At 58.6% G+C, this 25,985-nt stretch carries 26 protein-coding genes; 7 read left to right on the plus strand and 19 right to left on the minus strand.

The annotated features are described in order from the left end of the window. Positions 1-2: 2 nt before the first annotated feature. Positions 3-743 (minus strand): gluconate 2-dehydrogenase subunit 3 family protein, encoded by a 741-nt coding sequence (locus tag HBN79_RS06750; RefSeq protein WP_094999975.1) that lies wholly within the window; start codon positions 741-743, stop codon positions 3-5. A gap of 300 nt (positions 744-1,043) precedes the next feature. On the opposite strand from HBN79_RS06750, the gene HBN79_RS06755 reads away from it, so the two are divergent. Further along, a complete protein-coding gene (locus tag HBN79_RS06755; protein ID WP_169916466.1) occupies positions 1,044-1,676 on the plus strand; it encodes a dual specificity protein phosphatase family protein in 633 nt (210 codons plus the stop codon). A 6-nt stretch (positions 1,677-1,682) separates the two neighbouring features. On the opposite strand, the gene HBN79_RS06760 is transcribed toward HBN79_RS06755, so the two are convergent. Together HBN79_RS06760 and HBN79_RS06765 are read right to left on the minus strand one after the other, a co-directional pair. Continuing rightward, on the minus strand, positions 1,683-3,689 hold the full coding sequence (locus tag HBN79_RS06760; protein ID WP_222931187.1) for a M3 family metallopeptidase: 2,007 nt from the start codon (positions 3,687-3,689) through the stop codon (positions 1,683-1,685). A gap of 112 nt (positions 3,690-3,801) precedes the next feature. Continuing rightward, positions 3,802-4,848 carry an aminopeptidase gene (locus HBN79_RS06765; protein ID WP_095038474.1) on the minus strand — a complete coding sequence of 349 codons (1,047 nt, stop codon included), beginning with the start codon at positions 4,846-4,848 and terminating at the stop codon, positions 3,802-3,804. Positions 4,849-4,922: 74 nt separating this feature from the next. Here HBN79_RS06765 and HBN79_RS06770 point away from each other — a divergent pair, with 74 nt between their 5' ends. Further along, entirely contained in the window at positions 4,923-5,339 is a 417-nt protein-coding gene (locus tag HBN79_RS06770; protein ID WP_133144125.1) for a hypothetical protein, read from the plus strand. On the opposite strand, the gene HBN79_RS06775 is transcribed toward HBN79_RS06770, so the two are convergent. Further along, complete coding sequence (locus HBN79_RS06775) at positions 5,331-5,576, minus strand: DUF1161 domain-containing protein (protein ID WP_094999635.1); 246 nt, start codon at positions 5,574-5,576, stop codon at positions 5,331-5,333. The genes HBN79_RS06770 and HBN79_RS06775 overlap by 9 nt on opposite strands. A gap of 147 nt (positions 5,577-5,723) precedes the next feature. Beyond that, positions 5,724-6,155 carry an OsmC family protein gene (locus HBN79_RS06780; RefSeq protein ID WP_094999634.1) on the minus strand — a complete coding sequence of 144 codons (432 nt, stop codon included), beginning with the start codon at positions 6,153-6,155 and terminating at the stop codon, positions 5,724-5,726. 215 nt (positions 6,156-6,370) lie between these two features. Between HBN79_RS06780 and HBN79_RS06785 the strand changes: the two genes are divergently transcribed. Then, positions 6,371-7,375 carry an LLM class flavin-dependent oxidoreductase gene (locus HBN79_RS06785; RefSeq protein WP_169916468.1) on the plus strand — a complete coding sequence of 335 codons (1,005 nt, stop codon included), beginning with the start codon at positions 6,371-6,373 and terminating at the stop codon, positions 7,373-7,375. 120 nt (positions 7,376-7,495) lie between these two features. On the opposite strand, the gene HBN79_RS06790 is transcribed toward HBN79_RS06785, so the two are convergent. Together HBN79_RS06790 and HBN79_RS06795 are read right to left on the minus strand one after the other, a co-directional pair. Beyond that, positions 7,496-7,720 carry a DUF1161 domain-containing protein gene (locus HBN79_RS06790; RefSeq protein ID WP_094999632.1) on the minus strand — a complete coding sequence of 75 codons (225 nt, stop codon included), beginning with the start codon at positions 7,718-7,720 and terminating at the stop codon, positions 7,496-7,498. Positions 7,721-7,839: 119 nt separating this feature from the next. After that, positions 7,840-8,055: a dodecin gene (locus HBN79_RS06795; RefSeq protein WP_094999631.1), complete on the minus strand. Its 216-nt coding sequence runs from the start codon at positions 8,053-8,055 to the stop codon at positions 7,840-7,842. A 154-nt stretch (positions 8,056-8,209) separates the two neighbouring features. Between HBN79_RS06795 and HBN79_RS06800 the strand changes: the two genes are divergently transcribed. Further along, complete coding sequence (locus tag HBN79_RS06800; RefSeq protein WP_016782799.1) at positions 8,210-8,536, plus strand: DUF883 family protein; 327 nt, start codon at positions 8,210-8,212, stop codon at positions 8,534-8,536. On the opposite strand, the gene HBN79_RS06805 is transcribed toward HBN79_RS06800, so the two are convergent. Continuing rightward, entirely contained in the window at positions 8,533-9,429 is an 897-nt protein-coding gene (locus HBN79_RS06805) for a LysR family transcriptional regulator (protein ID WP_095038472.1), read from the minus strand. The two genes, HBN79_RS06800 and HBN79_RS06805, sit on opposite strands and share 4 nt — an antisense overlap. 113 nt (positions 9,430-9,542) lie before the next feature. On the opposite strand from HBN79_RS06805, the gene trpB reads away from it, so the two are divergent. Together trpB and trpA are read left to right on the plus strand one after the other, a co-directional pair. After that, positions 9,543-10,763 carry a tryptophan synthase subunit beta gene (trpB, locus tag HBN79_RS06810; protein WP_095020612.1) on the plus strand — a complete coding sequence of 407 codons (1,221 nt, stop codon included), beginning with the start codon at positions 9,543-9,545 and terminating at the stop codon, positions 10,761-10,763. Beyond that, a complete protein-coding gene (gene trpA / locus HBN79_RS06815; protein WP_095026763.1) occupies positions 10,763-11,569 on the plus strand; it encodes a tryptophan synthase subunit alpha in 807 nt (268 codons plus the stop codon). The genes trpB and trpA overlap by 1 nt, the downstream gene beginning before the upstream one ends. Positions 11,570-11,681: 112 nt before the next feature. Here the strand turns inward: trpA and epsC are convergent, their stop codons facing one another. From epsC to phoB, 7 genes are all read right to left on the minus strand, one after another. Then, positions 11,682-12,608, minus strand: a complete 927-nt coding sequence (gene epsC, locus HBN79_RS06820) for a serine O-acetyltransferase EpsC (RefSeq protein ID WP_094999627.1) — start codon at positions 12,606-12,608, stop codon at positions 11,682-11,684. A 95-nt stretch (positions 12,609-12,703) separates the two neighbouring features. Continuing rightward, a complete protein-coding gene (locus HBN79_RS06825; protein ID WP_169916469.1) occupies positions 12,704-14,080 on the minus strand; it encodes a pitrilysin family protein in 1,377 nt (458 codons plus the stop codon). An 83-nt stretch (positions 14,081-14,163) separates the two neighbouring features. Next, positions 14,164-15,822, minus strand: coding sequence for a Na/Pi cotransporter family protein (locus HBN79_RS06830; RefSeq protein ID WP_094999625.1), 1,659 nt, complete (start codon positions 15,820-15,822; stop codon positions 14,164-14,166). Positions 15,823-16,117: 295 nt separating this feature from the next. Then, entirely contained in the window at positions 16,118-17,425 is a 1,308-nt protein-coding gene (locus HBN79_RS06835; RefSeq protein ID WP_094999624.1) for a CitMHS family transporter, read from the minus strand. Positions 17,426-17,632: 207 nt separating this feature from the next. Next, entirely contained in the window at positions 17,633-18,973 is a 1,341-nt protein-coding gene (locus HBN79_RS06840) for a hemolysin family protein (protein WP_094999623.1), read from the minus strand. 99 nt (positions 18,974-19,072) lie between these two features. Then, positions 19,073-20,395 carry a phosphate regulon sensor histidine kinase PhoR gene (gene phoR, locus HBN79_RS06845; protein WP_169916470.1) on the minus strand — a complete coding sequence of 441 codons (1,323 nt, stop codon included), beginning with the start codon at positions 20,393-20,395 and terminating at the stop codon, positions 19,073-19,075. Between the two features lie 44 nt (positions 20,396-20,439). Continuing rightward, positions 20,440-21,132: a phosphate regulon transcriptional regulator PhoB gene (gene phoB / locus HBN79_RS06850; protein ID WP_138738414.1), complete on the minus strand. Its 693-nt coding sequence runs from the start codon at positions 21,130-21,132 to the stop codon at positions 20,440-20,442. Between the two features lie 151 nt (positions 21,133-21,283). Here phoB and HBN79_RS06855 point away from each other — a divergent pair, with 151 nt between their 5' ends. After that, on the plus strand, positions 21,284-21,664 hold the full coding sequence (locus HBN79_RS06855; RefSeq protein ID WP_094999620.1) for a hypothetical protein: 381 nt from the start codon (positions 21,284-21,286) through the stop codon (positions 21,662-21,664). Between the two features lie 127 nt (positions 21,665-21,791). On the opposite strand, the gene HBN79_RS06860 is transcribed toward HBN79_RS06855, so the two are convergent. From HBN79_RS06860 to HBN79_RS06875, 4 genes are all read right to left on the minus strand, one after another. Beyond that, entirely contained in the window at positions 21,792-22,682 is an 891-nt protein-coding gene (locus HBN79_RS06860; protein ID WP_016782811.1) for an ABC transporter permease subunit, read from the minus strand. Beyond that, on the minus strand, positions 22,679-23,599 hold the full coding sequence (locus tag HBN79_RS06865) for an ABC transporter permease subunit (RefSeq protein ID WP_029611643.1): 921 nt from the start codon (positions 23,597-23,599) through the stop codon (positions 22,679-22,681). The genes HBN79_RS06860 and HBN79_RS06865 overlap by 4 nt, the downstream gene beginning before the upstream one ends. Beyond that, complete coding sequence (potA, locus tag HBN79_RS06870; protein WP_094999618.1) at positions 23,596-24,738, minus strand: polyamine ABC transporter ATP-binding protein; 1,143 nt, start codon at positions 24,736-24,738, stop codon at positions 23,596-23,598. Before potA ends, HBN79_RS06865 begins: the two co-directional genes overlap by 4 nt. Positions 24,739-24,807: 69 nt before the next feature. Beyond that, positions 24,808-25,902 (minus strand): polyamine ABC transporter substrate-binding protein, encoded by a 1,095-nt coding sequence (locus tag HBN79_RS06875; protein ID WP_094999617.1) that lies wholly within the window; start codon positions 25,900-25,902, stop codon positions 24,808-24,810. Positions 25,903-25,985: the final 83 nt, after the last annotated feature.

The raw sequence follows: 25,985 nt of genomic DNA on the forward strand, positions 1-25,985 counted from the left end.
GCTCAAGCCCTCTCGCCGCGAATGGAAACTGCCGGGAAGGGGTATTGCTCGTTGCGTTCTACCCAGTCCATGAAATCAGCGCGCGCGCCGGGGAAGCCGATCATGGTCCAGCCGATCATGCCTTTGTTGCCACCGTGAATAGGGTCGCAAAAGAAGCCTTCCTTGGTGTTTTGCAGCAAAAAGCTGAAAAACATCTTGGCCGGGACGCTATCGAATTTAGGCGTGCCGGCTTCCAGCTGTTTGAGCACTTCGTCTCGGGTAGCGCTGTCTAGCCCAGCAAATGTTGAGTTATAGGCTTTTTTGCAGAGCTCCTCCGTGGCAGCAATGCCCAGGCGATAGATCTGTTTTGGCACCAGTTTGCTCTGCCAGCCCATTTCCGGCGCAGCGTCGGCATTGAACGGCCCCTGCATAAACCACAGCGCGCCGCTGGCGTAAGGCGTGTTCATCTGACGGTCGATATATTCCGGAACGCCAGCTTCGAGCGCCCCCGGGCCTTGCTCGTCAGCCGGGATCAGACGCGCGACGGCGGCGTTAACGAACGCCCACTCTTCAGCCGTGAAGTACGTTGGTTCATAGGCCGGGCCTGATGCGGCAACGGGCGGCGCAGCGACCGGTGCGGCTTGAGCGTCTGGCGTAGCCATCAGAACGGAACCACCCAGGCCCGTGCTCGCAACAGTGACCACTGGAATCAGGGTCAGGGTTTTGCGCAAAAACTCACGCCGGGGGTTGTCTTGCTCAGACATGCGGGGCACCTCATCAGGCATTCACGGATTACAGCCGCTCATGGGCAGCTTTTCGTTTTGGCAGCGATACGGGTCGAAATCGACCTGAGAAAAAAAACGCAGGCAAAGTTTGGTTACAAATACTAACAGGCCAGGCGACCAGATGAATCGTTTCATGCGTAAATTTGCCGCACCAATAGCATCAGGCCATCACTGGCTGCGCCCTCACGCTTTTTTGACAAATGCCTGACACAGTTTTGATCAGTCATCCCTCAATCTAGCGTTTCAACTTCCAAATTCTTTGTTAATGGTCGAACTGATATGCCCAAAGCCCGGTTTTTTCCTGCTCTGTGCCTGACCTTGCTGGCAGCGTTTTCTGTGCCTCAGGCCCTGGCCGACGAAACAGCCCAGGCCCCGCCTGTACAGTGGGCACAGCCCATTGCCACGCAATACAACCTCTATCAAATGTCCCCGACCCTGTACCGCAGCGCACTGCCTGACAGTGCCGCGCAGCCGCTGCTGGAAAAATTACAGATAACCACCGTCATCAACTTCTTGCCTGATGCCGACAGTTCCTGGCTCAAGACTCCAGGCGTCGCTCAAGTCCAACTGCCTTATCGCACCAACCATGTAGATGACACCGATGTGCTGGCCGCGCTGCGTGCCATCCAGACGGCACAAGCACAGGGCCCTGTATTGATGCACTGCAAGCACGGTTCGGACCGTACCGGGCTGATGGCGGCGATGTACCGCGTGGTCGTGCAGGACTGGAGCAAGGAAGACGCCCTGAAAGAAATGACCCAGGGCGGCTTTGGCGAAAACTCGCACCACAAAGATGGCGAGAGCTACATGATGAAGGCGGATATCCCACAGTTGCGCGCAGCCCTGAGCAGCGGCGCATGCAGTACCAGCCCTTTTGCTTCATGCGTGGTGAAGAACTGGCTCAAGTCCTGAAGATACCTACACGCTCGCGGGCGGCTGGCCCATAAACTCCTCGAAAGACTCATGCAGCGGGCGTTCGATGCCCGGTGCATGGAAGGCTTCGCGATAGGCCAAGCCCGTTTGCGGGTTAAACACACCTTGCTGTTCAAACCTTGCAAAAACCTGCTCAGCCATCGCTTCGGCCCATTCATTGACGAAATAAGCGCCATCATGGCCCGAGACGATCGCATCGAAAGTGTTGGCAGATCGGTCGTTCTGCGCCAACGGTAACGGCTGGAGTTCATTGTGTGCACTGCGCCAGATCTCTTCCACGCTGCGGCCATCGCCCCAGATGCGGTGCAGTTCAAAATCAAACAGCGCAAGCCCAAGCTCGCGGGCCGTTTCAAGCCAACGCTCGGCACTGCGCGCTTCAAGTACTTGGTCTATCTGCTCATAGGTCAGCTCACTGTCATGCTGGGCATGCCTGGCCAACCAGCGCAGACCGTCCCGTGACCAGCACCACTTTTCAGCGCATTTGCCTGAAAACCCGGACGCCTCAGCATTCAGTACATCCACGCGGGAAAATGCACCGTAGGGACTGCGGGTCAGCAGTTGCTTCATGCAACAACCCAACTCATGGAAAAGCAGGGTTAACTGCTGCGGCGTCAGCAGTGATGGGGAGCCAGGGGATTCGGGTGAGAAGTTGCCATAGAGAATGGCCACCGGGGTGGTCAGGTCCCCTTGCTGATTGAGTCTGCGGTTACGTGCCGACTGCATCCAGCACATATTCGGCTTGGATTCACGAAGGTAAGGGTCGAGATAAAGATGCCCCATCCGAACACCTGACTCGGCCACTTCAAACAAACGAACGTCCGGGTGCCATGTATCAAACGATACCTGTTCGACCAGATCGACCGCGAAGAGGCGCTTGACGAGTAACACGATGCCTTCAAATACACGTGTGAACGCAAAATATGATTTCAATTGATCGCCCGCCAGCGGGCTTAGTTGCAGAGCGCGTTTTTGCGCCAGAAACAACAGATCCCATGGTTTGAGTCCGTCGTATTGCATGGCCGACGCCAGGGCATGCAGCTCTGCGGTTTGAGTTGAAAAAAATGCCGACTTGCGTTCAATTCGAGTGCGCAGAAAACTCAGCACCTCATCAACCGAGGTTGCCGTCTTGCCCTGCAGGCTCAGCTCGGCATGGCTGTCATACCCCAGCAGGCGCGCCTTCTGCTGACGCAGCCTGAGCAGATCATGGAGCACCGGGCCATTGCCATATTGCCCGCCTGCGGGGCCCTGCTCGGAAGCCCGCGTGTTGTAGGCCGTGAACAACTCCTCGCGCAGCGCCCTGTTTTCGCATGAGCGCATGATCGCGGTGTAGGTAGCGCGCTCCTGAAGAGTTATCAGCCAGCCTTGCAGGTCGGCGTCCGTGGCAATGTCTGCCAACTGCCCCTTGAGTTCACTCGCAAGCCCCGCAAGCAAGGACTCATCGGTAACCAGCTTGCTCCAGGATTTTCTGGATTGTCGTGCGTTTTCGTAAAAAACCCATTCCTGTCGGGATATCTCGTGGTTGAGCTCGATGAGTTCGCCTCTGCCAGAGGCTGACAGCTCACTCCCAGCCAACCGGTAGTCGCGCAGTATCTTGCCCAATAGAGCCTGCTGCGAGCGATCAAATTGCATGGCTTCAGGGCTTTCTGCCAAAGCCTTGCAGGCCAGATAAAGCTCGCGGTTTTGCAAGACTTGCGCCTTGTAATTGTAGGCAGCCAGAAAGCATTGGCCGATGTCTGTTTCCCATGACACTTCTCTTGGTACCTGCCCCAGTGTCGTGATGACGGCAATGGCTTCATCCAGCCGCGCCGTCAGGGCTTCCATCGGCAACACCAGGCCCGACCATGTGGGTTGGGACTGGGCACTGACGATTCGGCTGATTGACTGCAGGTTGTCGGCAACAATGTGTTCGATTGCCGGCTTGAGATGTTCTAGACGTACCTTGCTGTAAAGGGGCAGAAGGGTCGCGCTCAACAGCGGGTTGGTTGGCTCCATGGCAGCATTCCTTGAAAGTTCTGCTTCATTTCGGGCTGAGTATCGGTGGGTTCTCAGCCTATTGAGACAGGGATTTCAGGGGGGCTATCTATGTAGTGCAGCCTCAAAAAGCTCAGCGTTCAGCCCATTTATACAAGGCAGCCTTACGCTGTTCGGGGGGCAATTTACCCAACTGTTCAACTTCGGCATAAAAACTCGGCCAGTCGCCGCCCACATGCTTGAACAGGGCTGCGAAGGCAGGTACCCATTGATCGTAAAGACCGAAGGGCAACAATTTGGCGTTATTGAGAGGGCCATTGACCCACGCGTCATAGCGCGGATTTCCCGCCCATTGCTCATCCCGTAACTGACGATAATCACGGCGCATTCGTTCGAATGCAGCGGTTTTACGCTGCTGCATTTCGGCTGCCGGCAACGGCTGTGCATAAAGGGTCTTCAAGCGCTGGCGAGTGTCGAGCACCAGGGTGATAAATTGTTCACGTTGCTGCACATGGCTGCCGTCGGAGGGTGGCAAGCCTTGTTCGACGCGCCATTGGCGGGTGCCTTCCTGTTCCACGAAACTGGCAAAAGACTCATTGAATTCAGTGTCGTCCTTCACATAAAACTGCTGATGGGCCAGCTCGTGAAAGATCAGTGTGGCCAAGCGCTCATCACCCCAATTGAGCATGCCATTGAGGATCGGGTCATCAAACCATCCCAGGGTGGAATAGGCTTCAACGCCGCTGACAAACACGTCCATGCCCTGCTGGCGTTGCAGGGCCGCCTCGCCTCGCGCCGCTCCCTGGCTGTAATAACCCCGGTAGGCCACGCACCCGGCTATGGGAAAGCAATGGGTGACGGGGTCGAGGGAGTACGCCGGGGTGGCAAAGACATTCCACACCACGTACTGCCGTTTCAGGTCGGCATACAGACGATAGCTCTGGTTGTCCGGCAGGTGTAAATGCTCGCTGGCGAAGGAGCGCGCAGCCTGGGCTTTTGCCAATTGCTCACGCAACACTGTCGGGCGCCGGGGATCAACAATCACCTTGCTCACGGGTTCACGGGCCTGCAATAAATTCCATTGGCCGGAGGCCAATTGCGAGTAGTAGCCCGCACTGGAGCAACCGCTGAGCAGAAGCGGCAAGGCAAGAACCAACAAGCCGCGAACACGCGAGGTCATAAAGCGATCCAGTAGGCGAGTGATGTGACCATAATGCACGCTATGCTTGCGTAACACTTTTTTTGGACATCATCATGCGTACGCTTTTGTGGTTGCTGGCTGCTTGTCTGCTCAGCGCCTGTACCAGCACGCCAATCCCCCCGGCTGATCCCACAATGGCCTGGGTCGACCTTGAAACCCAAACCGGCAAGCTGGTAATGGCCGAGCGTCTGGATAACAAGCGACAGGCCGATGGCCGCTATTTTCAAGTAACGCCAGGTAGCCACGAGTTGATGGTGCGCTTCGATTTCGAGGTGTTTGTCGGCGGCATGGGTATGTTCAGTGACCCACAGGAACGCCTGTGTTACGTCACCGTCGATTACGACAACTTCCAGCCCGGCCAGCGTTACCGGCTACAGGCCCGCTCACTGGGCTTCAACGCCTACGCCCGGCTGTACGACGCAACGGGCAAGGTGGTCGCCGAGGAGCGGCTGGTCAACTGCTTACCTTGAAGGCTGACGGTCGTTGTTCTGGTAGATGATTTTCTTGGTGCCGCTTTCACACGAACCAACCACCATGTTCTCGTCATGAACTTCTTCATTGCTCACGATTTCGAGGGTGTAGGACGACACATTGTTCGCCTGGATCTTGGCTTCGATTTCGGCTTTCAGTTCTTCGCACGGCTTGGGCGCCGCCAGAGCCGAGGTGGCCAAGGCGCAGCAAACTACAGCTAGAGCAAAACGTTTCATGGTGAGACTCCCTTGAGGCAGAACGCAAAGTCATGATCTGACGCGAGTAACGACCATTCGATCACATATCGCACAGCGCAGGACTGATCTGTCGCAGCCGGGTAGCGATTGTGCCCCGCTAGCGGTTAGCGGGGCACACAGGTGGTGTCAGCTCACCAGCGTCGCGTCGAGGGTGATTTTGGCGTTCAGTACCTTGGACACCGGGCAGCCCTCTTTGGCTTTGGTGGTCAGTTCGTCGAATTGCGCCTGGGTGGCGCCGGGCACCTTGGCCTTGAGCACCAGATGCACGGCCGTAATTGCAAAACCGCCGTCCACTTGATCCAGGGTTACTTCAGCAGTGGTATCGATACTGTCGGCCTTGAGGCCGGCATCACCGAGAATCATCGACAAGGCCATCGAGAAACAGCCTGCATGGGCTGCGCCGATCAACTCTTCGGGGTTGGTGCCCTTACCGCCTTCGAACCTCGCCTTGAAGCCATAAGGCGCTTCGCGCAGCACGCCGGTTTCTGTGGAGATGGAGCCAATGCCGGTTTTAAGGTCGCCTGCCCAATGAGCCGATGCTTTCTTTTTAATACTCATGCGTGCCTCCTGAAGAACGGCGCGAAGGTTTCACGCCTTGAATGAACTAGTGAGGGTAGTTCGCCCCACAAAGTTCACCCTGTCGGACCAATCTTCATTTTTAGTAGCTCAATTCCCAGTCGACCATTGAAACTCGGGTATATGCCCATATTGCTGTAAGTACTGGCAGGTTATGCGAGCACCCTGACCTGCATCCCACCTGGAGTAGCCGGCTGATGAAACGACTGTCTGACATCAAATTCTCGACCCTCGACCTGGTCCCTGTCCGCGAAAACGGCAGTGCAGCCCAGTCGTTGCGTAATTCGCTGGATCTGGCACAGCATGTGGAAGAATTCGGCTACAACCGTTTCTGGGTAGCGGAACACCACAACATGGATGGGATTGCCAGTTCGGCGACCTCGGTGTTGATCGGTTATCTCGCCGGCGGTACGTCAACCATCCGTGTCGGCTCGGGCGGCGTGATGCTGCCCAACCATGCGCCGCTGGTTATCGCCGAGCAGTTCGGCACCCTCGAAAGCCTGTACCCGGGACGCATTGACCTGGGCCTTGGCCGCGCGCCCGGCTCGGATCAGATGACCGCCCGCGCCCTGCGTCGTGAGCGTTCGGGCAGTGCCGATGATTTCCCGCAGGATGTGGCCGAGCTGATGCGCTATCTGGGCCCACGTACTCCCGACCAACGGATCATCGCCATGCCGGGCACTGGCACCAATGTGCCGGTCTGGCTGCTGGGCTCCAGTCTGTTCAGTGCACAATTGGCCGGTGAACTGGGTTTGCCTTACGCCTTTGCATCACATTTCGCACCACGGTTGATGCATGAAGCGATTCGCGTTTATCGCAACCACTTCAAGCCTTCTGCCGTGCTGGACAAGCCCTACGTGATGCTGGGTGTGCCGCTGGTGGCTGCTGACACCGACGAGCAGGCCGAGTACCTGGCCACCTCGGTGTACCAGCGAATCCTGGCGCTGATGCGCGGGCAGAGTCTGGTGCAGCGCGCGCCGGTGGCGACGATGGACGGTTTGTGGCTGCCCCACGAAAAAGAGGCGGTGATGAGTTTCCTGGGCCTGGCGATGGTCGGCAGCCCGCAGAAGATCAAGGCCAAGCTGGACGTGCTGGTCGAGCAGACCCAGGCCGATGAGTTGATTTTTACCTGTGATCTGTACGAACACGCAGACCGCATTCACTCGTATGAATTGCTGTCGCAGGTGATGAAAGGAGCCTGACGCAAAGGGAAGTGTGGGAGCGGGCTTGCTCGCGATGGTATCGACGCGATTGATCTGAAACACCGCAGCGTGCGCATCGCGAGCAAGCCCGCTCCCACAAGATCTACTACTGCGCTGGACTTACCCGCGCTTGTAGACAATTTCTTTGGTGCCGGCTTCGCAAGAGCCCACTACCTTGCCGTCAGCGGCAGCACCTTTTTCCACAACCGTCAGCGAATAATGTCTGGCGCCGTTAGCTTCAATCTTCGCCGCGATTTCGCTTTTCAGTTCTTCGCACGGCTTGCCCGCCGCGAACGCCGTTCCTGCCAGACTCAGCAAACCTACAGCCAATAAAAGCTTTTTCATCGGTCACATTCCCCGGTCAAAACAAAAAGGGTGCAATGCGAACATGCCGCATTGCACCCAGACTGTGTAGCGGACTTTATGGCAAACGGCCAGTCCACGGGGCAAAACCTTGCCTCAAATCAACTGCTGGCAATCCTGAAGCCGATTTTGAGCGTTACCTGATAGTGCGCCACCTTGCCGTCCTTGATATGGCCGCGGGTGTCGATCACCTCGAACCATTCAAGGTGCTTGATGCTTTTGTTGGCTTCGGCCAGTGCATTACCGATGGCGTCTTCTATGCTGGTCGGGGACGAGCCTACCAATTCGACTTTCTTGTAGGTGTGATGGTCAGACATAACGTTCTCCTTTGTCGTAAATCAAAGCCTAGCAGCGAATGTGCTAAATACTTTGTAGGCAATCTAAAAGGAAAAGTTCAGGTTAACTGCACTTTCTCACGCCCCTGTAGTCCGACTTAACAAGCACCTCACTCATCAATGCAGGAGAGCCCTAATGGCTAGCAACTCTTTACGTAAAGCCTCATTGCAAAGCATGGAAGCAGAGATCGAGAGCCTGCTCAAGTCTCTTGAAAGCCTCAAGCACGACGCTTCGGACGAGTCCAAAAAGACCCTTGGCATTCTCAAGAACAACGCCGAGAACGCGCTCAAGCATTCACGTCATCTGCTCAGCGATGCGCTGGAAGAAGTGAAGGACAAAACCCGCGAAACCGCGATCGCTACCCGTGAATACGCCCAAGAGCATCCGTATGCCACCGCTGGCGTTGCCATCGGCGCACTGGGTCTGCTGGCAGCCTTCCTGTTGTGCAAGCGCGGCAATTAATCTGCGCTGCGCGCAAGCTCTGCCTTGAGCCATTGCGCAAGTTGCCTGGCGCGTCCGTCTGCGGCGCGCTTGGGCAACCATAACGTCAGTTGCCCCGGGGTTTCATTGAAGCCCCAGGGCGCAGCCAGCCGTCCTGCTTGCAGGTCCTGGGCCACCAGCGGCTCGGGAGCAATCGCCACACCCAGCCCCGCAACGGCGGCTTCCAGCAAGTAATACAAGTGCTCAAACCCCTGCCCGTATTTTAAATCCTTCGTCTCAATTGCGTTTTTTTGCGCCCAGCTCGGCCATGCCTGCGGCCGCGAAGTGGTGTGCAGCAACGGTTCGTCGAGCAAGGCGCTGGCCGGGGCATGGCGCAGTTGTTCGTACCGCGCATAACGGGGACTGACCACCGGGCCAATGCGCTCGCTGGCTAATTCGTAAACCTGCATGTCTGCTGGCCAGGGTGGCTCGGCAAACACCAGCAATGCATCCAGCCCGGGGCGACGCGGGTCCAGATCGCCTTCACCGGCCGACAGGTGCAGGCGCAAGTCAGGCAAGTCGGCATTCAATCGGCCCAGGCGCGGAATAAACCAGCGCGCCAGCAAACTGCCTGAACAGCCGAGCACGAACGGAGCGTCAACCTGGCTTTGCGTGAGTTCAGCGCATACATTTCTCAAGCGCTCAAAGGCTTCGCTACTGGCATCCCGCAAGCGGATACCGGCTTCGGTCAGCTTTAGCCCGCGCCCTTCCTTGACGAACAGGCTCACCCCCAGGTGCTCTTCCAGCACTTTCAATTGCCGACTGACGGCACCGTGGGTGACGTGTAGCTGCTCAGCCGCCTGGCTGACGCTGCTCAGGCGGGCGGTGGCTTCAAAGGCACGCAGGGCATTAAGAGGGGGGAGATCGCGGCTCATGGTATCTGTGAGTTTTCCTGACAGGTTACGGCGATCTTATCGGTTTTCATCCCGGGCTGTCACGGGTACAGTCAGGCCCATAGACCTTCGCCATTTTTTATCTGGAGCGTCACATGACTCAATCCACCTTGCGTACCGGCCCTGATGCCAATGGCCTGTTTGGCTCATTTGGCGGCCGTTATGTGGCTGAAACCCTGATGCCGCTGATCCTTGACCTGGATCGCGAGTACGAGCTGGCGAAAAAAGACCCTGAGTTCATCAAGGAGCTGGCTTACTTCCAACGCGACTACGTGGGCCGCCCAAGCCCGCTGTACTTCGCCGAGCGGCTGACCGAGTTCTGTGGCGGCGCCAAGATCTACCTCAAGCGCGAAGAGCTGAACCACACCGGCGCCCACAAGATCAACAACTGCATCGGCCAGATCCTGCTGGCACGGCGCATGGGCAAAAAACGCATCATCGCCGAGACCGGCGCCGGCATGCACGGCGTGGCCACTGCCACCGTGGCTGCGCGCTTTGGCCTGCAGTGCGTGATCTACATGGGCACCACCGACATCGAGCGCCAGCAGGCCAACGTGTTCCGCATGAAGCTGCTGGGCGCCGAAGTGATCCCGGTGGTGGCCGGCACTGGCACCCTCAAAGATGCAATGAACGAAGCCTTGCGTGACTGGGTGACCAACGTTGACAGCACCTTTTACCTGATCGGCACCGTGGCTGGCCCGCATCCTTACCCGGCGATGGTGCGCGACTTCCAGGCCGTGATCGGCAAGGAAACCCGCGACCAGATGCAAGCCCAGGAAGGCCGCCTGCCGGACAGCCTGGTGGCATGCATCGGCGGTGGCTCCAACGCCATGGGCCTGTTCCACCCGTTCCTGGATGACACCAGCGTTGAAATCATCGGCGTAGAAGCCGCCGGCTACGGTATCGAAACCGGCAAGCACGCGGCCAGCCTCAATGGCGGTGAGCCGGGCGTGTTGCACGGCAACCGCACCTTCCTGTTGCAGGACGACGATGGCCAGATCATCGACGCCCATTCGATTTCCGCAGGCCTGGACTACCCGGGCATCGGCCCTGAACACGCCTGGTTGCACGATATCGGTCGTGTCCAGTACACCTCGGTGACCGACGCTGAGGCGCTGGATGCCTTCCACAAATGCTGCCGCCTTGAAGGCATCATCCCGGCCCTGGAAAGCGCCCACGCGCTGGCCGAAGTGTTCAAGCGCGCACCGACGCTGCCGGCCGATCACCTGATGGTGGTCAACCTTTCGGGTCGCGGCGACAAAGACATGCAAACCGTGATGCACCACATGGAACAGTCTCAACAGGAGCAACACTGATGAGCCGCCTGCAAACGCGCTTTACCGCTCTCAAGGAACAAAACCGCGCGGCGCTGGTGACCTTTGTCACCGCCGGTGACCCGGATTACGACACCTCGCTGGCCATCCTCAAAGGCTTGCCGGCAGCAGGCGCCGATGTGATCGAACTGGGCATGCCCTTCACCGATCCGATGGCCGACGGCCCGGCGATTCAACTGGCCAACATCCGTGCGTTGGGTGCCAAGCAGAACCTGGCAAAAACCCTGCAGATGGTTCGTGAATTTCGTACCGGTAACAACGACACTCCGCTGGTGCTGATGGGCTATTTCAACCCGATCCACCACTATGGCGTGGCGCGTTTTATCGCCGAAGCCAAAGAGTCGGGCGTAGACGGCCTGATCGTGGTCGACATGCCACCCGAGCACAACAACGAGCTGTGCGACCCGGCGCAGGCTGCTGGCCTGGACTTTATCCGCCTGACCACGCCAACCACAGACGACGTGCGCCTGCCGACCGTATTGGCTGGCAGTTCGGGCTTTGTGTATTACGTTTCGGTGGCGGGCGTGACCGGTGCCGGTTCGGCCACCACGGAACAGGTGGGCGCGGCTATCGCGCGTCTGCGTCGGCATACTGATTTGCCGATCAGCGTGGGCTTTGGTATCCGTACCCCTGAACAGGCTGCGGCAATTGCCCGCCTGGCCGATGGCGTGGTGGTGGGCTCGGCCCTGATCGACAAGATCGAGAATGCAGCGACGCCTGAACAGGCGGTGGATGGTGTGCTGAGTTTGTGTGCAGCGCTGGCTGAAGGTGTACGTAGCGCCCGCTAGATCAAGAGCCCCTCTCCCGGAGGGAGAGGGGACTGATTGGGGGATGTCACCACACATCGGCTCCCTCTCCCCCGGGAGAGGGCTGGGGTGAGGGCAAGAGGCTTACACAGTATTACTTCTGCGTCCCGTCATCATGCAGCAGGTTGGCCTGGGTCAGGTTGCTGCCTGCCGGTACGCTGCGGGTCAACCATACGTTGCCACCAATGGTCGAACCCTGACCAATGGTGATACGCCCCAAAATCGTCGCTCCCGCATAAATCACCACATCATCCTCAACGATCGGATGACGTGGATGGCCTTTTTGCAGCTGTCCCGACTCATCCGCCGGGAACCGCTTGGCACCCAACGTCACAGCCTGATAAATCCGCACACGCTCGCCAATAATCGCAGTTTCACCAATCACCACGCCCGTGCCGTGATCGATAAAGAAACTGCGGCCAATCTGCGCGCCGGGGTGAATGTCGATCCCCGTGGCCGAATGGGCGATTTCTGCGCTGATCCGCGCCAGCAACGGTAGCCCGGCACGGTACAGGTGGTGCGCCAACCGGTGATGAATCACCGCCAGAATTCCCGGGTAGCACAGCAGCACTTCATCGACGCTGCGCGCCGCCGGGTCACCGTGGTAAGCGGCCAGCACGTCAGTATCGAGAATGCTGCGCAAACCCGGCAAAGCCAGGGCAAAGTCCTGAATCAGCAAGGTCGCCGTCGCATCCACTCCCTCATCCGGCAACCCGCCCTGACGCGCGACATAACGCAACTCCAGCCGGGCCTGGGTCAGCAACGCATTGAGGGCTACGTCCAGGGTGTGGCCCACGTAGAAATCTTCGCTCTCTTCACGCAGGTCCACCGGGCCCAAACGCATCGGAAACAAAGCACCGCAAAGAGCTTCAAGAATATCGGCCATTGCAGCACGCGACGGCAGCTCGCGACCGCCCTGTTCGCCACTGACGCGGCCGTTTTGCGTACGCCACTGGTTTCGCGCCGCGCGCAGTTGGCAGACGATGGCCTGCAATTGCCAAGGATTGGAACGATCACTCACGATGAATACTCCGCACGCTGGCGGCTGGATCAACCAGCCGCGAATAGGCAATGATTTTACGGTATCAAAACGTTTGCGACTCCGGCAATCAAGCCTTAACGCCGGCGCCAGAGGCGCCAACCCACCGCGGCGCTGATCAACAGCAGCAACCCGCCCAAAATGGCCATGCTCAAGCCGTGATAGCTGAATAGCGGCTTTTCGATGCGAATGTACCCGGGCTCGGCAAATAACTCGCGCAGTGCGGCATTTGCCTGCTCCAGGTTAATGGCCTGCAACTGCCGGGCAGGGTCGGCAAAACGGCCTTCATCGTAGTCTCCCAGCGAGGCCCAGTAGTAATCAGCCAGCGCACTGCTGCCTTGCACCGTCCACGCCTGACGGGAAATGGCCATTTGCTTGAGTCGGGCAAACACCTGCGGATCCAGCCCGTCCTTGAGCAGCCGTGACGTGAGTTGCTGCATCACCTCACGGGCCCTGGGCACGTTCTCGCGTTCAAGATCCGCATTCAGACTCAGAAAACTCACGCCGCCAAACACCTCCCGCTCAGCCCAGGGGCCGTAAGACAAGCCGTGCTTGAGCCGCAGTTCGCTGTACAGCGCCCACTCCAGATAATCACGCAGCAGGGTCCAGGTTTCATCGGATTGCCCTTCGATAACCGGTTCGGGCAGCAACCAGTGCAGGGTTGCCGTATCGCCCACCACACCGCGCACCAGCTCGCGCTCTGCGTCGGCCTTGGCATCGATGGCGGCCAGGGGACGGTGCTCGCTGGGGTCAACCGGCTCGAGGGCACCGTAGGCTCGCTCGAGATAAGCTGGCAAGAAACGGTCAAGGTCGCCGACGATAATCAGCGTCATGTTGTTGGGCGCGTACCACTTCTGGCGTACAGCCTCTAGTTGCTGGCGGGTAAGGTCATGCACTTCGGCCCGCTCGGCGCACTTCAGGCCCAATTCGACAGCCAGCTGGTTGCTGGCGCTGTGGCCCAGATCCTGACGGTCCAGCCAGCGCTGCAAGTGCGAATAATGGCCGCCGTCTTCGCGCTCGACCACCTGTTTGGCGTCGCTGATACGTTGTTCGGTCAGCTGGGTGCGGGTCAGCAACCCCAGCAGCAGGTCGAGAATCTTGCGCTGATTTTTTGCCGGGGCCTCGATCACAAAGGTGGTATCGGCGCTGCTGGTAAAAGCGTTCCATTCGCCCCCCAACGCTTGCATGCGCTCCTCCAGCCCCCCTTCACCGGTGTCGTCGATGCCGCTGAAGAGCAAATGTTCCAGCAGATGGGGCAATTGCTGATCGGCGCAGGAAAAGTCATCCATACCCACCCCCACCACCAGCCGAATAGCCACATGATCGCGATCGTTGTTGGGTTTGAGGATCAGTTGCAGACCATTGGGCAGTTGATAGCCCTCAACGCTGTAGCGATCCAGGGCAAAGCCTTGGGCAGCGCCAAGCAGCAAGCAGATAAACAGCAGGCAACGCATAAAAAATCCCTGAATTCTCGAATCCTTGAGCCCGTGCAGCTTAGTCGCTGCATAACGGCTGACAACAGCCCGACGTACAACGTTCAAGGCGAATGTTGCGTGTCGGCTGCGTCATCCAGCTCCAGGGCCCCGGTTTCAGAGGTCTCCAGCACCACGTAGGCGCTGCCGCAAAACAACGAGTTAAGGCGTTTCATGTCCGCGATCAGCTCCAGATGCATAGAACTGGTCTCGATACTTTGTGTGACTTTACGCTGCAAGCGACTTACGTGAGCGTGGGCCAAACGCCGCTCCTGGGCGCGAAAGCGGCGTTTTTCACGCAGCAATTGGCGGGCGTTCTGCGGGTCGGAATTGAGAAACACCGTCAGCCCAAGACGCAAATTATCGATTAACTGAGTTTGCAGGCCCACCAGCTCCTCCAGCCCTGTTTCTGAAAATGACCGGCGCTGGGAGGTTTTCTGCTGCTGGACTTTGCGCAGCATGCGTTCGATTACATCACTGGCAAGTTTGAGGTTGATCGCCAGTTCGATGATTTCAGCCCAGCGCCGACTGTCCTGCTCGCTTAAATCCTCCCGAGGCATTTGTGCCAGATAGAGTTTTACCGCGCTGTAGAGCACTTCGACTTCATCGCTCAACGTGCGCATTTCCGCGGTGATAGCCGTTTGCTTGCCGCGTAGAACGTCGAGCATATTGACCAACATGGTATCGATCAGGTCGCCAATACGCAGGGTTTCGCGCACCGCATTGGCTAGCGCCAGGCTCGGTGTATCGAGGGCGGCGGGGTCCAGGTGGCGCGGTTTGGCGACACCGTTGGTTTGCTCGCGCTCAGGCAGCAGCCAGGCGCAAATGCGCGCCATCAGGCCTACTGTCGGCAACATCAAGAAACAGCGGGCGGTGTTGTAGAGCAGATGGAAGCCGATCACCAACTCCTGGGCGCTATAGCTCAGGCTGTCCATCCAGGCCACCAGCGGGTCGAGCACGGGCATGATCAACAACAGGCCGATCAGCTTGTACAGCAGGCTGCCCAATGCCACCTGCCGGCCCGCTGCGTTCTGCATATTGGTACTGAGAAACGCCAGTATGCCGCTGCCGATATTGGCGCCAATCACCAGGCCGATGGCCACATGCAGGCTGATAACCCCCGCGCCCGCCAATGTGGCGGTCAGCAGCACGGCCGCCAGGCTTGAGTAAGACACCATGGCGAACAGGGCGCCAACCAGGGCATCGAGCAGAATATCGCCGGTCAACGAAGCAAAAATCACCTTCACGCCCTGAGCATGGGTGATGGGTGTGGCGGCTTCGACAATCAATTGCAACGCCAGGATGATCAAGCCCAGGCCAATGCCCACCCGCCCCAGTTGCCCGGCACGGGTTTGCTTGCGGGTCAAAAAGAAAATCACACCCAGAAAAATCAACAGCGGCGACAGCCACGACAGGTCGAAGGTCAGCACCCGCGCCATCAAGGCCGTACCGACATCGGCACCGAGCATGGTGGCCAGCGCGGGAGTGAGCGCCATCAGCCCCTGGCCGACAAAGGAGGTGACCAGCATGGCCGTGGCGTTGCTGCTTTGCACCATGGCGGTAACCACGATCCCCGCGACAAAGGCAAACATGCGCCTGGAGACGTTTTGCCCGATGACATGGCGCAGGTTGGTACCGTAGACCCGCAAGATGCCGGTTCGGACGATATGCGTGCCCCAGATGAGCAAGGCCACGGCGGAAAGCAGATTGAGCAGGGTCAGCATGCTGGCTCCCTGTGGTAGATGTGTCTAAGGATCAGATAGCTGCGGGCCGTTCCTACAGATGTTTCTTAAGATGTAGTCGGCAATTGAGCAGAGCGCCAGCATCGCATAGCAGGGGCAGGGTTGAAAGATTAATACCTCGTAGCAACTGCCGAGGAACGAAGGCTGCGTCCGGCTGCGCAGCAGTCGTAAAATCGGCGATTGCGGTGTGTCAGGCACACCATAGGCTCAGACTTTACGACCGCTTCGCGCTCGAACGCAGCCTACGTTCCTCGGCAGCTGCTACGCGATTGCTGTGTTACAGCGTACTGAACAGCGGGAATGTGCCCAGCAGCAGCGCGGCGACCATGATGCACAGGCACACCAGAATCGCCCACTTGAGGGTGAAACGCTGGTGATCGCCAAACTCGATACCGGCCAGGGCTACCAGCAGGTAGGTCGAGGGCACCAGTGGGCTGAGCAAATGCACTGGCTGGCCGACAATTGAGGCACGGGCCATTTCGGCGGCAGTGATGCCGTAGTGGCTGGCCGCTTCGGCCAATACAGGCAGTACCCCGTAGTAGAACGCATCGTTGGACATGAAGAAGGTGAAGGGCATGCTCACCAGCGCGGTGATCACCGCCAGATACGGCCCGAGCGCAGGCGGAATCACGGCCAACAGGCTTTTGGACATGGCATCGACCATCCCGGTGCCCGACAGGATGCCAGTGAAGATACCCGCGGCAAAAATCAGCCCAACCACTGCCAGGACACTGCCAGCATGGGCCGCTACGCGGTCTTTTTGCTGTTGCAGGCAAGGATAGTTGACGATCATCGCGATACTGAACGCGACCATAAACAACACGGGCAGAGGCAGCAGGCCGGCAATCAGCGCGATCATCAGCGCCAGGGTCAATGCACCGTTGAACCAGATCAGTTTAGGTCGACGTGCATCCGGATACTGCGACACGCTGATTTCGCTGTGGTCGACTTCATCGCCGTGCAGGTGCAATTCGCCCAGACGCGCACGCTCGCGCTTGCCGTAGAACCAGGCGATGACCAGGATCGCTGCGCAGCCGGCGAGCATTGCCGGGATCATCGGTACAAAAATATCCGAAGGATCGACGTGCAGCGCACTGGCCGCCCGTGCTGTCGGGCCGCCCCAGGGCGTCATGTTCATCACGCCGCCGGCCAGGATGATCAGGCCGGCCATGATCCGCGGGCTCATCCCGATACGGCTGTAGAGCGGCAGCATGGCCGCCACGCAAATCATGTAGGTGGTCGCGCCGTCGCCATCCAGGGACACCACCAGCGCCAGCACCGCCGTGCCCACCGAGATTTTCAGCGGATCACCCTTGACCAGCTTGAGGATCTTGCGCACTGCCGGGTCAAACAGACCGGAGTCGATCATCAGGGCAAAGTAGAGGATGGCGAACATCAGCATCACCCCGGTAGGGGCCAGCTTGGTGATGCCTTCGAGCATCATCGGGCCGATTTTCGGGGCAAAACCGCCGAAAACGGCAAACAGGATGGGCACCAGAATCAGGGCGATCAGGGCGGAAAGACGCTTGGTCATGATCAGGTACATGAATGTAATGACCATGGCAAAGCCAAGGAAGGTCAGCATGAAAGTCACCCTTATTGTTGTAGTAAGGCGCTGACCGCGGGTTGTACGCGTGGCAGGCCAACCGGTCTGTTGCCGGTAATGACTCGATGCTAGAGAGGGAAGCTTTCAGCCAGCTTTCGCTGGCAAAAGTTCTTACAGAAGGGAGAGTTGCATAAATCCTTGCAGCAGCTGCCGAAGGAACGAGGCAGCTGCTACAAAGAGCGGGATTTAATCCAGCTTGAGGACTTTGGCCAGGACGATTTTCGGACCTTTCATCTTTTTGATGATGATGCGCAGGCCTTCGACTTCCAGTTGTTCTTCTTCGGCCGGAACCCGCTTGAGGGTGTCGTAGATCAGGCCCGCGACGGTTTCGGCTTCAACGTGGTCAAGGTCCACACCCAGCAAGCGTTCAATCTTGAACAACGGCGTGTCGCCGCGCACCAGCAGCTTGCCAGGCTGATACGACAGAATGCCGCGCTCGGCCTTGCGGTGTTCGTCCTGGATATCACCCACCAGCACTTCCAGCACGTCCTCCATGGTCAGGTAGCCCACCACCTTGCCGTCAGCTTCTTCAACCAGGGCAAAGTGCGCGCCGCCCTTGCGGAACTGCTCAAGCAACTGACTCAGCGGCATATGCCGCGACACCCGCTCCAGCGGTCGGGTCAGTTCTTCAAGGTTGAAGGTTTCGGGCAAGTGGTCCAGGTCGGCCAGTTCCAGCAGCAGATCCTTGATGTGCAGCAAACCGACGAAGGTGTTGGTGTCGGCATCATAGACCGGGTAGCGGCTGAATTTGTGGCGACGGAACAGCGCCAGGATGTCCTTGAGCGGCGCCTTGGAATCCAGGGTCACCAGGTCTTCGCGGGAGTTGGCCCAGTCGACCACTTCCAGCTCGCCCATTTCCACGGCAGAAGCCAGCACGCGCATGCCCTGGTCGCTCGGATCCTGGCCACGGCTGGAGTGCAGGATCAGCTTGAGTTCTTCACGGCTGTAAGCGTGATCGTGATGGGCACCGGGCTCACCCTGGCCGGCAATACGCAAAATCGCGTTGGCACTGGCGTTGAGCAGGTAAATCGCCGGGTACATGGCCCAGTAGAACAGGTACAGCGGCACGGCGGTCCACAGCGACAGGGTCTCTGGCTTGCGGATGGCCCAGGACTTGGGCGCCAGCTCACCGACCACGATGTGCAGGTAGGAAATGATAAAGAAGGCGGTAAAGAACGATACGCCCTTGATCACTTCAGGCGACGAGACGCCGATGGCGCCCAGCAGCGGCTCCAGGATATGGGCGAACGCCGGCTCGCCGACCCAGCCCAGGCCCAGCGAGGCCAGGGTGATACCCAGCTGGCAGGCAGACAGGTAGGCGTCGAGCTGGTTATGCACGGTGCGCAGGATCTGCCCGCGCCAGCCGTTGTCTTCGGCTATCGCCTCAACCCGGGTGGAGCGCAATTTGACCATGGCAAATTCGGCCGCAACGAAAAAACCGTTGAGCAAAACCAGGATCAAAGCAAAAAGAATCATGCCGAAGTCGGCGAAGAGTGTCGCGAGGGTCAAGCCAGGGGAAGGGTCCATGATGGAGTTTTACGGGTTCCGTCGTTACAGATAGGGAGGTATGGCCAAACAATGTAACGGCTGATGTAGCCCTTGCCTAGTGGGAAAGGGCTACAGGGCCTAGTCAATAAGTGTCTTTGGCTGGGGTTTTGTCACCTGGCCCGGTGCGAAATGGCAGGTGAAGGTGCTGCCGTGTCCCAATACGCTGCTGATCTCCAGGCGCGCGCGGTGGCGCAGCAACACATGCTTGACGATCGCCAGGCCCAGCCCGGTGCCGCCGGTGCTGGCGTTGCGGCTGGAGTCGACACGGTAGAAGCGTTCCGTCAGGCGCGGCAAATGCTTGTTGTCGATACCCACGCCCGAGTCCTGCACGCTCAAGTGGGAGCCCGCGCTGTCTGCCCACCAGCGAATGCGTACGCTGCCGCCATCGGGGGTGTATTTGACGGCGTTGAACACCAGGTTGGAGAACGCGCTGCGCAATTCGGCTTCGCTGCCCTTGAGCGCGCAATCGGCTTCCACGTCCAGGGTGATCGTCTGGTTGCGCTGACCGGACAACGCCTGGGCGTCGCTCTTGATCGAACGCAGCAAGCTGTCGATGGCCACCGGCTGGTTATCCGAGGGGTAATCCGTGGCCTCCAGCTTGGCCAGCAACAGCAGGTCGTTGAGCAGGGTCTGCATGCGTTCACCCTGTTGCTGCATTTGCGACAGGGGGCGCTTCCAGCGCGGGTTTACGTCGTCGACGTTATCGAGCAGGGTTTCAAGATAGCCACAGATCACCGTCAACGGCGTACGCAGTTCATGGGATACGTTGGCGATAAAGTCTTTGCGCATCTGCTCCAGTTGATGAATGCGCGTCACGTCGCGCACCAGCATCAGGTGTTCGTTGTTGCCGTAGCGGGTGATATAGAGCTGGATGCGCAAGTGATCGTTGACCGGCGAGGGGATATCCAGCGGTTCGCCATAATTACCTTGCTCGAAGTATTCCTTGAAGCGCGGGTGGCGTACCAGGTTGGTCACTGGCTGGCCGCTGTCCTGTGGCGTCTTGAGACCCAGCAGGGTCTCTGCGGCGAGGTTCCACCACTCCAGGTTGCCGTCACTGTCGAGCATGATCACCGCGTCCTTGAGCGCCGCCGTGGACTCTTGCACGCGATCGATCACCGCTTGCAGTCGCCCGCGTACGCGCTGGTCACGGCGCTGCAGGTGGTAGATGCTGTCGAACACCTCGCCCCACAAGCCGTAGCCATCGGGCGGTGCTTCGTCGGGTTTGTGCTGGCGCAGCCACTCGTGCAGGCGCAGCAACTGCTTGAGGGTCCAGCCCAGATAGAACGCCAGGCCAATGGCCAGGCTCCAGCCGTAAAAGCCACTGATCAGCCCGACCAGCAGGCAGCCAGTGACCAAAAGCAACAAATGACGGATCAGAGTGCCATGCCAGTTTTGATTCACGTCGCGCGAGTCCTTGCTTGCCGCTGGATCAGTGAGAGCCGGTATCAGGCCTTGGTGGAAAACCGGTAACCGGTACCACGCACGGTTTGTACCAGATTTTCGTAAGCCTCACCGAGCGCTTTGCGCAAGCGGCGGATATGCACGTCCACAGTGCGCTCCTCCACGTACACGTTGCCGCCCCAGACCTGGTCCAGCAACTGGCCCCGGGTGTAGGCGCGCTCCTGGTGGGTCATGAAAAATTGCAGCAGGCGGTATTCAGTGGGGCCCATTTCGGCAGGGGTGCCGTCGATGGTCACGCGGTGGCTGATGGGGTCGAGCAGCAGACCGCCAATCTCGATGGGCGATTCGGCATCGGCCGGGCCGGCGCGGCGCAGCACAGCCTTGAGGCGGGCGACCAGCTCACGGGGGGAGAATGGTTTGGTGATGTAGTCATCCGCGCCCACTTCCAGGCCCTGGATCTTGTTGTCCTCTTCACCCTTGGCCGTGAGCATGATGATGGGAATACCGCTGGTCAGCTCTTCGCGCTTGAGGCGTCGGGCCAGCTCAATGCCCGACGTGCCGCCGGGCAGCATCCAGTCGAGCAGGATCAGGTCCGGTTTACGGTCCACGATAATGGCATGGGCATCCTGGGCATTATCGGCTTCAAGGCAATCGTAGCCCGCCATTTCCAGGGCCACGGCGATCATCTCGCGGATCGGCGCCTCGTCATCAACGATCAAAATGCTCCTGCCAACCATGCCGTAATCCTCTCGTCATTAAACTGTCTTGTGGCGCATTAGATAACGCAATTATTGCAGTCGTGTGACAGCTTTGGGGATGGGCGCGCGCTAACGGTTAGTGAACTACGCTTTAGTCTCAAATCGTACAACCACAAAAAGGACGATTCCAATGACATCTAGCTCGTTTTCCCTAAAAACATTGCTGCTGGCCGTAGCCTTCACCTTGCCCGGGTTGGCGTATGCGGCTGAACCGGCGATGACCAAGGACGGCATGCTCGTTGACCACAAAGGCATGACCCTCTACACCTTCGCCAAGGATGCGGGCGGCAAATCGATGTGCAATGACAAGTGCGCCGCCAACTGGCCGCCGCTGGCAGCCGAGAGCACAGCCATGGACATGGGCAAGTGGACGGCCATCAAGCGCGATGACGGCCACATGCAATGGGCCTATGACGGCAAACCGCTGTACACCTTCGTGATGGACAAGAAAGCCGGTGACATGACCGGTGACGGTAAAATGGACGGGGCGTGGAAGGTGGCCAAGCCATAGGAAGATCAAAAAAACCCTCACCCTGACCCTCTCCCAATGGGAGAGGGCTGGGGTGAGGGGTCTTGATCTCAGGCAAAAAAAACCTCGCTTCCCTGTCACAGGGGGCGAGGTTTTTTATGACGCTGTCTTAAACCGCGCTGGTCGACTGCGGACGACGCACGTCCGGCTGCTTCCACGATTCCGCCGCAGACTCATCGATAGCCTGCTGAATCGCCTTTTTGCGGTGCTCTTCAGCGCGGCGGCTGAAGAACCACACCATGAAGGTCACCAGTGACACTGCCAGCAAAATCAGGCTGGCCACGGCGTTGATCTCAGGTTTGACCCCCAGGCGCACCGCCGAAAACACTTCCATCGGCAAGGTCGTCGACCCCGGCCCCGACACAAAACTGGCCAGTACCAGGTCATCCAGCGACAGGGCAAAGGACATCATTGCGCCGGCCGCCAGGGAGGGCGCAATCATGGGAATGGTGATCAAAAAGAACACCTTCCACGGCTTGGCACCCAGGTCCATGGCCGCTTCTTCGATCGACAGATCCAGCTCACGCAAGCGCGACGACACCACCACCGCCACATAGGCCGAGCAGAACGTCGTGTGCGCGATCCAGATGGTCACCAGGCCCCGTTCTTGCGGCCAGCCAATCATCTGCGCCATGGCCACGAACAGCAGCAACAGCGACAGGCCGGTAATCACCTCTGGCATGACCAGCGGCGCCGTCACCAGGCCGCCAAACAGCGTGCGACCCTTGAAGCGGCTGATACGCGTCAGCACGAACGCCGCCAACGTACCCAGTGCCACCGCTGCAATCGCCGTGTACAGGGCGATTTCCAGCGAGCGCATCACCGAACCCATCAGTTGCGTGTTGTCCAGCAGGCCCACGTACCACTTCAACGACCAGCCGCCCCACACCGTCACCAGCTTGGAGGCGTTGAACGAGTAGATCACCAGAATCAGCATCGGCAGGTAGATGAACAACAACCCCGCGACCAACATAAAGCTAGAAAAACGGAAGCGATTCATATCTTGCCCTCCAGCTCTTTAGCCTGGCTGCGGTTGAACAGAATGATGGGCACGATCAGGATCGCCAGCATGACCACGGCAAGCGCAGACGCCACCGGCCAGTCACGGTTGTTGAAGAACTCTTGCCACAGCACTTTACCGATCATCAGGGTTTCCGGGCCGCCCAGCAGTTCCGGGATCACGAACTCGCCCACCACCGGGATAAACACCAGCATGCAGCCGGCGATAATGCCGTTTTTGGACAGCGGCACGGTGATCTTCCAGAAGCTGTTGAAGGTGCTCGAACCCAGGTCAGACGCGGCTTCCAGCAGGCTGGTGTCGTGCTTCACAAGGTTGGCATACAGCGGCAGGATCATAAATGGCAGGTACGAATACACAATGCCGATATACACCGCGATATTGGTGTTGAGGATCTGCAGGGGTTCGCTGATCCAGCCCATCGACATCAAGAAGCCATTGAGCAGGCCGTTGTTGCTGAGAATGCCCATCCACGCGTAAACGCGGATCAGGATCGCAGTCCAGGTCGGCATCATGATCAGCAGTACCAGCACGGTCTGCATCTCTTTACGGGCATTGGCGATGGCATAGGCCATCGGATAACCGATCAGCAGGCACAGCAGGGTGCTGAAGAAAGCCATCTTCAGGGAGCCCAGATACGCGGCGATATACAGCTCATCGTCGCCGAGCATGGCGTAGTTGCCTAAGTTCAGCAGTACCTGGATTTTCTGGTCAACGTAGCTATAAATCTCGGTATACGGCGGAATCGCGACGTCCGCTTCCGCGAAGCTGATCTTCAGGACGATAAAGAACGGCAGCATGAAGAACAAAAACAGCCACAGGAATGGAATCCCGATGACCATATGGCGGCCACCGGGGGTTATTCGTTGCAGTCGGCGTTTGAGTTTTCGCATGTTCATGAGCGCAATACCACGCCGCTGTCGTCTTCCCACCACACGTAGACTTCGTCGTCCCAGGTCGGGCGGGCGCCACGGCGTTCGGCGTTGGCCACAAACGACTGCACCAGCTTGCCGCTCGGCAGCTCGACGTAGAACACCGAGTGCCCGCCCAGGTAAGCGATGTCATGCACCTTACCGCGCGACCAGTTGTATTCGCAGGTCGGCTTTTCGGTGGTGACGAGCATTTTTTCCGGGCGAATCGCGTAGGTGGTGTGTTTGTCTTCCACCGAGGTGCTCACGCCGTGACCGACGTAAATATCGTTCTCCAGCTCCGGGCACTTGATCCGCGCATAGCCTTCAGCGTCATCGACCACTTCACCGTCGAACAGGTTGACGTTGCCGATAAATTCGCACACCAGGCGGCTGACCGGGGTTTCGTAAATGTCGATCGGGCTGCCGATCTGGGCAATCCAGCCCAAATGCATGATCGCAATACGCTGGGCCATGGTCATGGCCTCTTCCTGGTCGTGGGTCACCATCACGCAGGTCACGCCCACGCGCTCGATGATCTCAACCAGTTCCAGCTGCATCTGCGAACGCAGTTTTTTGTCCAATGCGCCCATTGGCTCATCCAGCAGCAGCAACTTCGGGCGCTTGGCCAGCGAACGGGCCAGGGCAACACGCTGGCGCTGGCCACCGGACAACTGATGGGGCTTGCGCTTGGCGTACTGGCTCATGTGGACCAGCTTGAGCATCTCGCCCACGCGGGCATCGATCTCGGCGGTCGACATCTTGTCCTGCTTGAGGCCGAAGGCGATGTTCTGCGCCACGGTCATATGCGGGAACAGGGCATAGGACTGGAACATCATATTGATCGGCCGCTCATAGGGCGGCAGGTCGGTGATATCAACACCGTCAAGGAAGATACGACCCTCTGTTGGGCGCTCGAAACCGGCGAGCATGCGCAGCAAAGTGGATTTGCCCGATCCCGATCCGCCGAGCAAGGCGAAGATTTCGCCCTTGTTGATTTCCAGGGACACATCGTCCACGGCAATCGTCTCGTCGAATTTCTTCGTGACCCGGTCGATTTTGACCAGCACCTGCTTAGGTGTCTGGTCGCCCTCGAGGGCTTTCTTATAGGCGCCGGAGGCAACAGCCATTACGTAACTCCCAACAAATTTAGCAGCCCGGCCTTGATGGCCGGGCCTTGGATAGGTGGTCTGGCGAGATTACTTGCCCGTCTTGACCTTGGTCCACGTACGCGTCATCAGACGCTGTATTTTCGGGGGCAGCTCGGTTGAGACGTATGTCTTGTCCAGCACCGCCTGGGTTGGGTAAACCGCTTCGTCGGTACGAATGGACTCATCCATCACCTTGTCGGCCGCCGGGTTAGGGTTGGCATAACCGACATAGTCACTGACCTGAGCGATCACTTCAGGCTTGAGCAGGTAGTTGATGAATGTGTGGGCCTCCTTGACGTTGCTGGAATCCTTGGGGATGGCCAGCATGTCAAACCACAGGGCGCCGCCTTCCTTGGGCACGATATAGGCGATGTTCACGCCTTTTTTTGCATCCTCGGCACGCGCCTTGGCCTGGAATACATCACCGGAAAAACCAATCGCAACGCAGATGTTGCCGTTGGCCAGGTCGGAGATGTACTTGGAAGAGTGGAAGTAGGTGACGTATGGACGCACCGACATCAGGACTTCTTCAGCTTTCTTGTAGTCCTTGGGGTTGGTGCTGTTGGCATCCAGGCCCAGGTAGTTGAGTACGGTAGGCAGCATTTCATCTGCCGAATCCAGGAAGGCCACGCCGCACTTGGTGAGCTTCTTCATGTTCTCGGGTTTGAACACCGCATCCCAGGAGTCGATACTGTCGACGCCCAGCACTTCTTTGACTTTATCGACGTTGTAGCCAATGCCGTTGGTGCCCCACAGGTAAGGCACGGCATATTGATTGCCCGGGTCATTGGCCTGCAGGCGCTTGAGCAGGGCCGGGTCGAGGTTGGAATAATTCGGCAACTGCGCAAGGTCGAGCTTCTGGAACGCACCCGCCTTGATCTGCTTGCCCAGGAAGTGGTTAGACGGAACGACCACGTCATAACCGGTACGCCCGGCCAGCAGTTTGCCTTCCAGGGTTTCGTTGGAATCAAAGACATCATAAATCGGCTTGATGCCGGTCGCGGCTTCAAAATCAGCCAGCGTGTTCGGCGCGATATAGTCCGACCAGTTGTAAATGTGCACCGTGGGTGCCGCTTGTACGCTGACGGCAAGCGTCAAACCAGCTCCGACCAGCAAGGTCTTGCGAAACAGAGATATAGACACGTGATGGTCCTCTAAATAGTTGGGCCTGAGTTGCCCGCGTCATACGGCAGTCGAACCGCCAAAGACAAAACCGGCGCGCAACT

The organism is Pseudomonas sp. WS 5051 (assembly GCF_012985715.1).
Taxonomy (GTDB): domain Bacteria; phylum Pseudomonadota; class Gammaproteobacteria; order Pseudomonadales; family Pseudomonadaceae; genus Aquipseudomonas; species Aquipseudomonas bubulae.

Coding starts and splice junctions, on each gene's coding strand:
- HBN79_RS06790 (WP_094999632.1), bottom strand. CDS start 7,720: ATGAAAAAGCTTTTATTGGCTGTAGGTTTGCTGAGTCTGGCAGGAACG.
- HBN79_RS06755 (WP_169916466.1), top strand. CDS start 1,044: ATGCCCAAAGCCCGGTTTTTTCCTGCTCTGTGCCTGACCTTGCTGGCA.
- HBN79_RS06775 (WP_094999635.1), bottom strand. CDS start 5,576: ATGAAACGTTTTGCTCTAGCTGTAGTTTGCTGCGCCTTGGCCACCTCG.
- potA (WP_094999618.1), bottom strand. CDS start 24,738: ATGGCTGTTGCCTCCGGCGCCTATAAGAAAGCCCTCGAGGGCGACCAG.
- HBN79_RS06795 (WP_094999631.1), bottom strand. CDS start 8,055: ATGTCTGACCATCACACCTACAAGAAAGTCGAATTGGTAGGCTCGTCC.
- HBN79_RS06765 (WP_095038474.1), bottom strand. CDS start 4,848: ATGACCTCGCGTGTTCGCGGCTTGTTGGTTCTTGCCTTGCCGCTTCTG.
- HBN79_RS06865 (WP_029611643.1), bottom strand. CDS start 23,599: ATGAACATGCGAAAACTCAAACGCCGACTGCAACGAATAACCCCCGGT.
- trpB (WP_095020612.1), top strand. CDS start 9,543: ATGACTCAATCCACCTTGCGTACCGGCCCTGATGCCAATGGCCTGTTT.
- HBN79_RS06770 (WP_133144125.1), top strand. CDS start 4,923: ATGCGTACGCTTTTGTGGTTGCTGGCTGCTTGTCTGCTCAGCGCCTGT.
- HBN79_RS06840 (WP_094999623.1), bottom strand. CDS start 18,973: ATGGACCCTTCCCCTGGCTTGACCCTCGCGACACTCTTCGCCGACTTC.
- HBN79_RS06750 (WP_094999975.1), bottom strand. CDS start 743: ATGTCTGAGCAAGACAACCCCCGGCGTGAGTTTTTGCGCAAAACCCTG.
- HBN79_RS06760 (WP_222931187.1), bottom strand. CDS start 3,689: ATGGAGCCAACCAACCCGCTGTTGAGCGCGACCCTTCTGCCCCTTTAC.
- HBN79_RS06860 (WP_016782811.1), bottom strand. CDS start 22,682: ATGAATCGCTTCCGTTTTTCTAGCTTTATGTTGGTCGCGGGGTTGTTG.
- trpA (WP_095026763.1), top strand. CDS start 10,763: ATGAGCCGCCTGCAAACGCGCTTTACCGCTCTCAAGGAACAAAACCGC.
- HBN79_RS06835 (WP_094999624.1), bottom strand. CDS start 17,425: ATGCTGACCTTCCTTGGCTTTGCCATGGTCATTACATTCATGTACCTG.
- HBN79_RS06825 (WP_169916469.1), bottom strand. CDS start 14,080: ATGCGTTGCCTGCTGTTTATCTGCTTGCTGCTTGGCGCTGCCCAAGGC.
- HBN79_RS06785 (WP_169916468.1), top strand. CDS start 6,371: ATGAAACGACTGTCTGACATCAAATTCTCGACCCTCGACCTGGTCCCT.
- HBN79_RS06780 (WP_094999634.1), bottom strand. CDS start 6,155: ATGAGTATTAAAAAGAAAGCATCGGCTCATTGGGCAGGCGACCTTAAA.
- HBN79_RS06855 (WP_094999620.1), top strand. CDS start 21,284: ATGACATCTAGCTCGTTTTCCCTAAAAACATTGCTGCTGGCCGTAGCC.
- HBN79_RS06805 (WP_095038472.1), bottom strand. CDS start 9,429: ATGAGCCGCGATCTCCCCCCTCTTAATGCCCTGCGTGCCTTTGAAGCC.
- phoB (WP_138738414.1), bottom strand. CDS start 21,132: ATGGTTGGCAGGAGCATTTTGATCGTTGATGACGAGGCGCCGATCCGC.
- HBN79_RS06830 (WP_094999625.1), bottom strand. CDS start 15,822: ATGCTGACCCTGCTCAATCTGCTTTCCGCCGTGGCCTTGCTCATCTGG.
- HBN79_RS06800 (WP_016782799.1), top strand. CDS start 8,210: ATGGCTAGCAACTCTTTACGTAAAGCCTCATTGCAAAGCATGGAAGCA.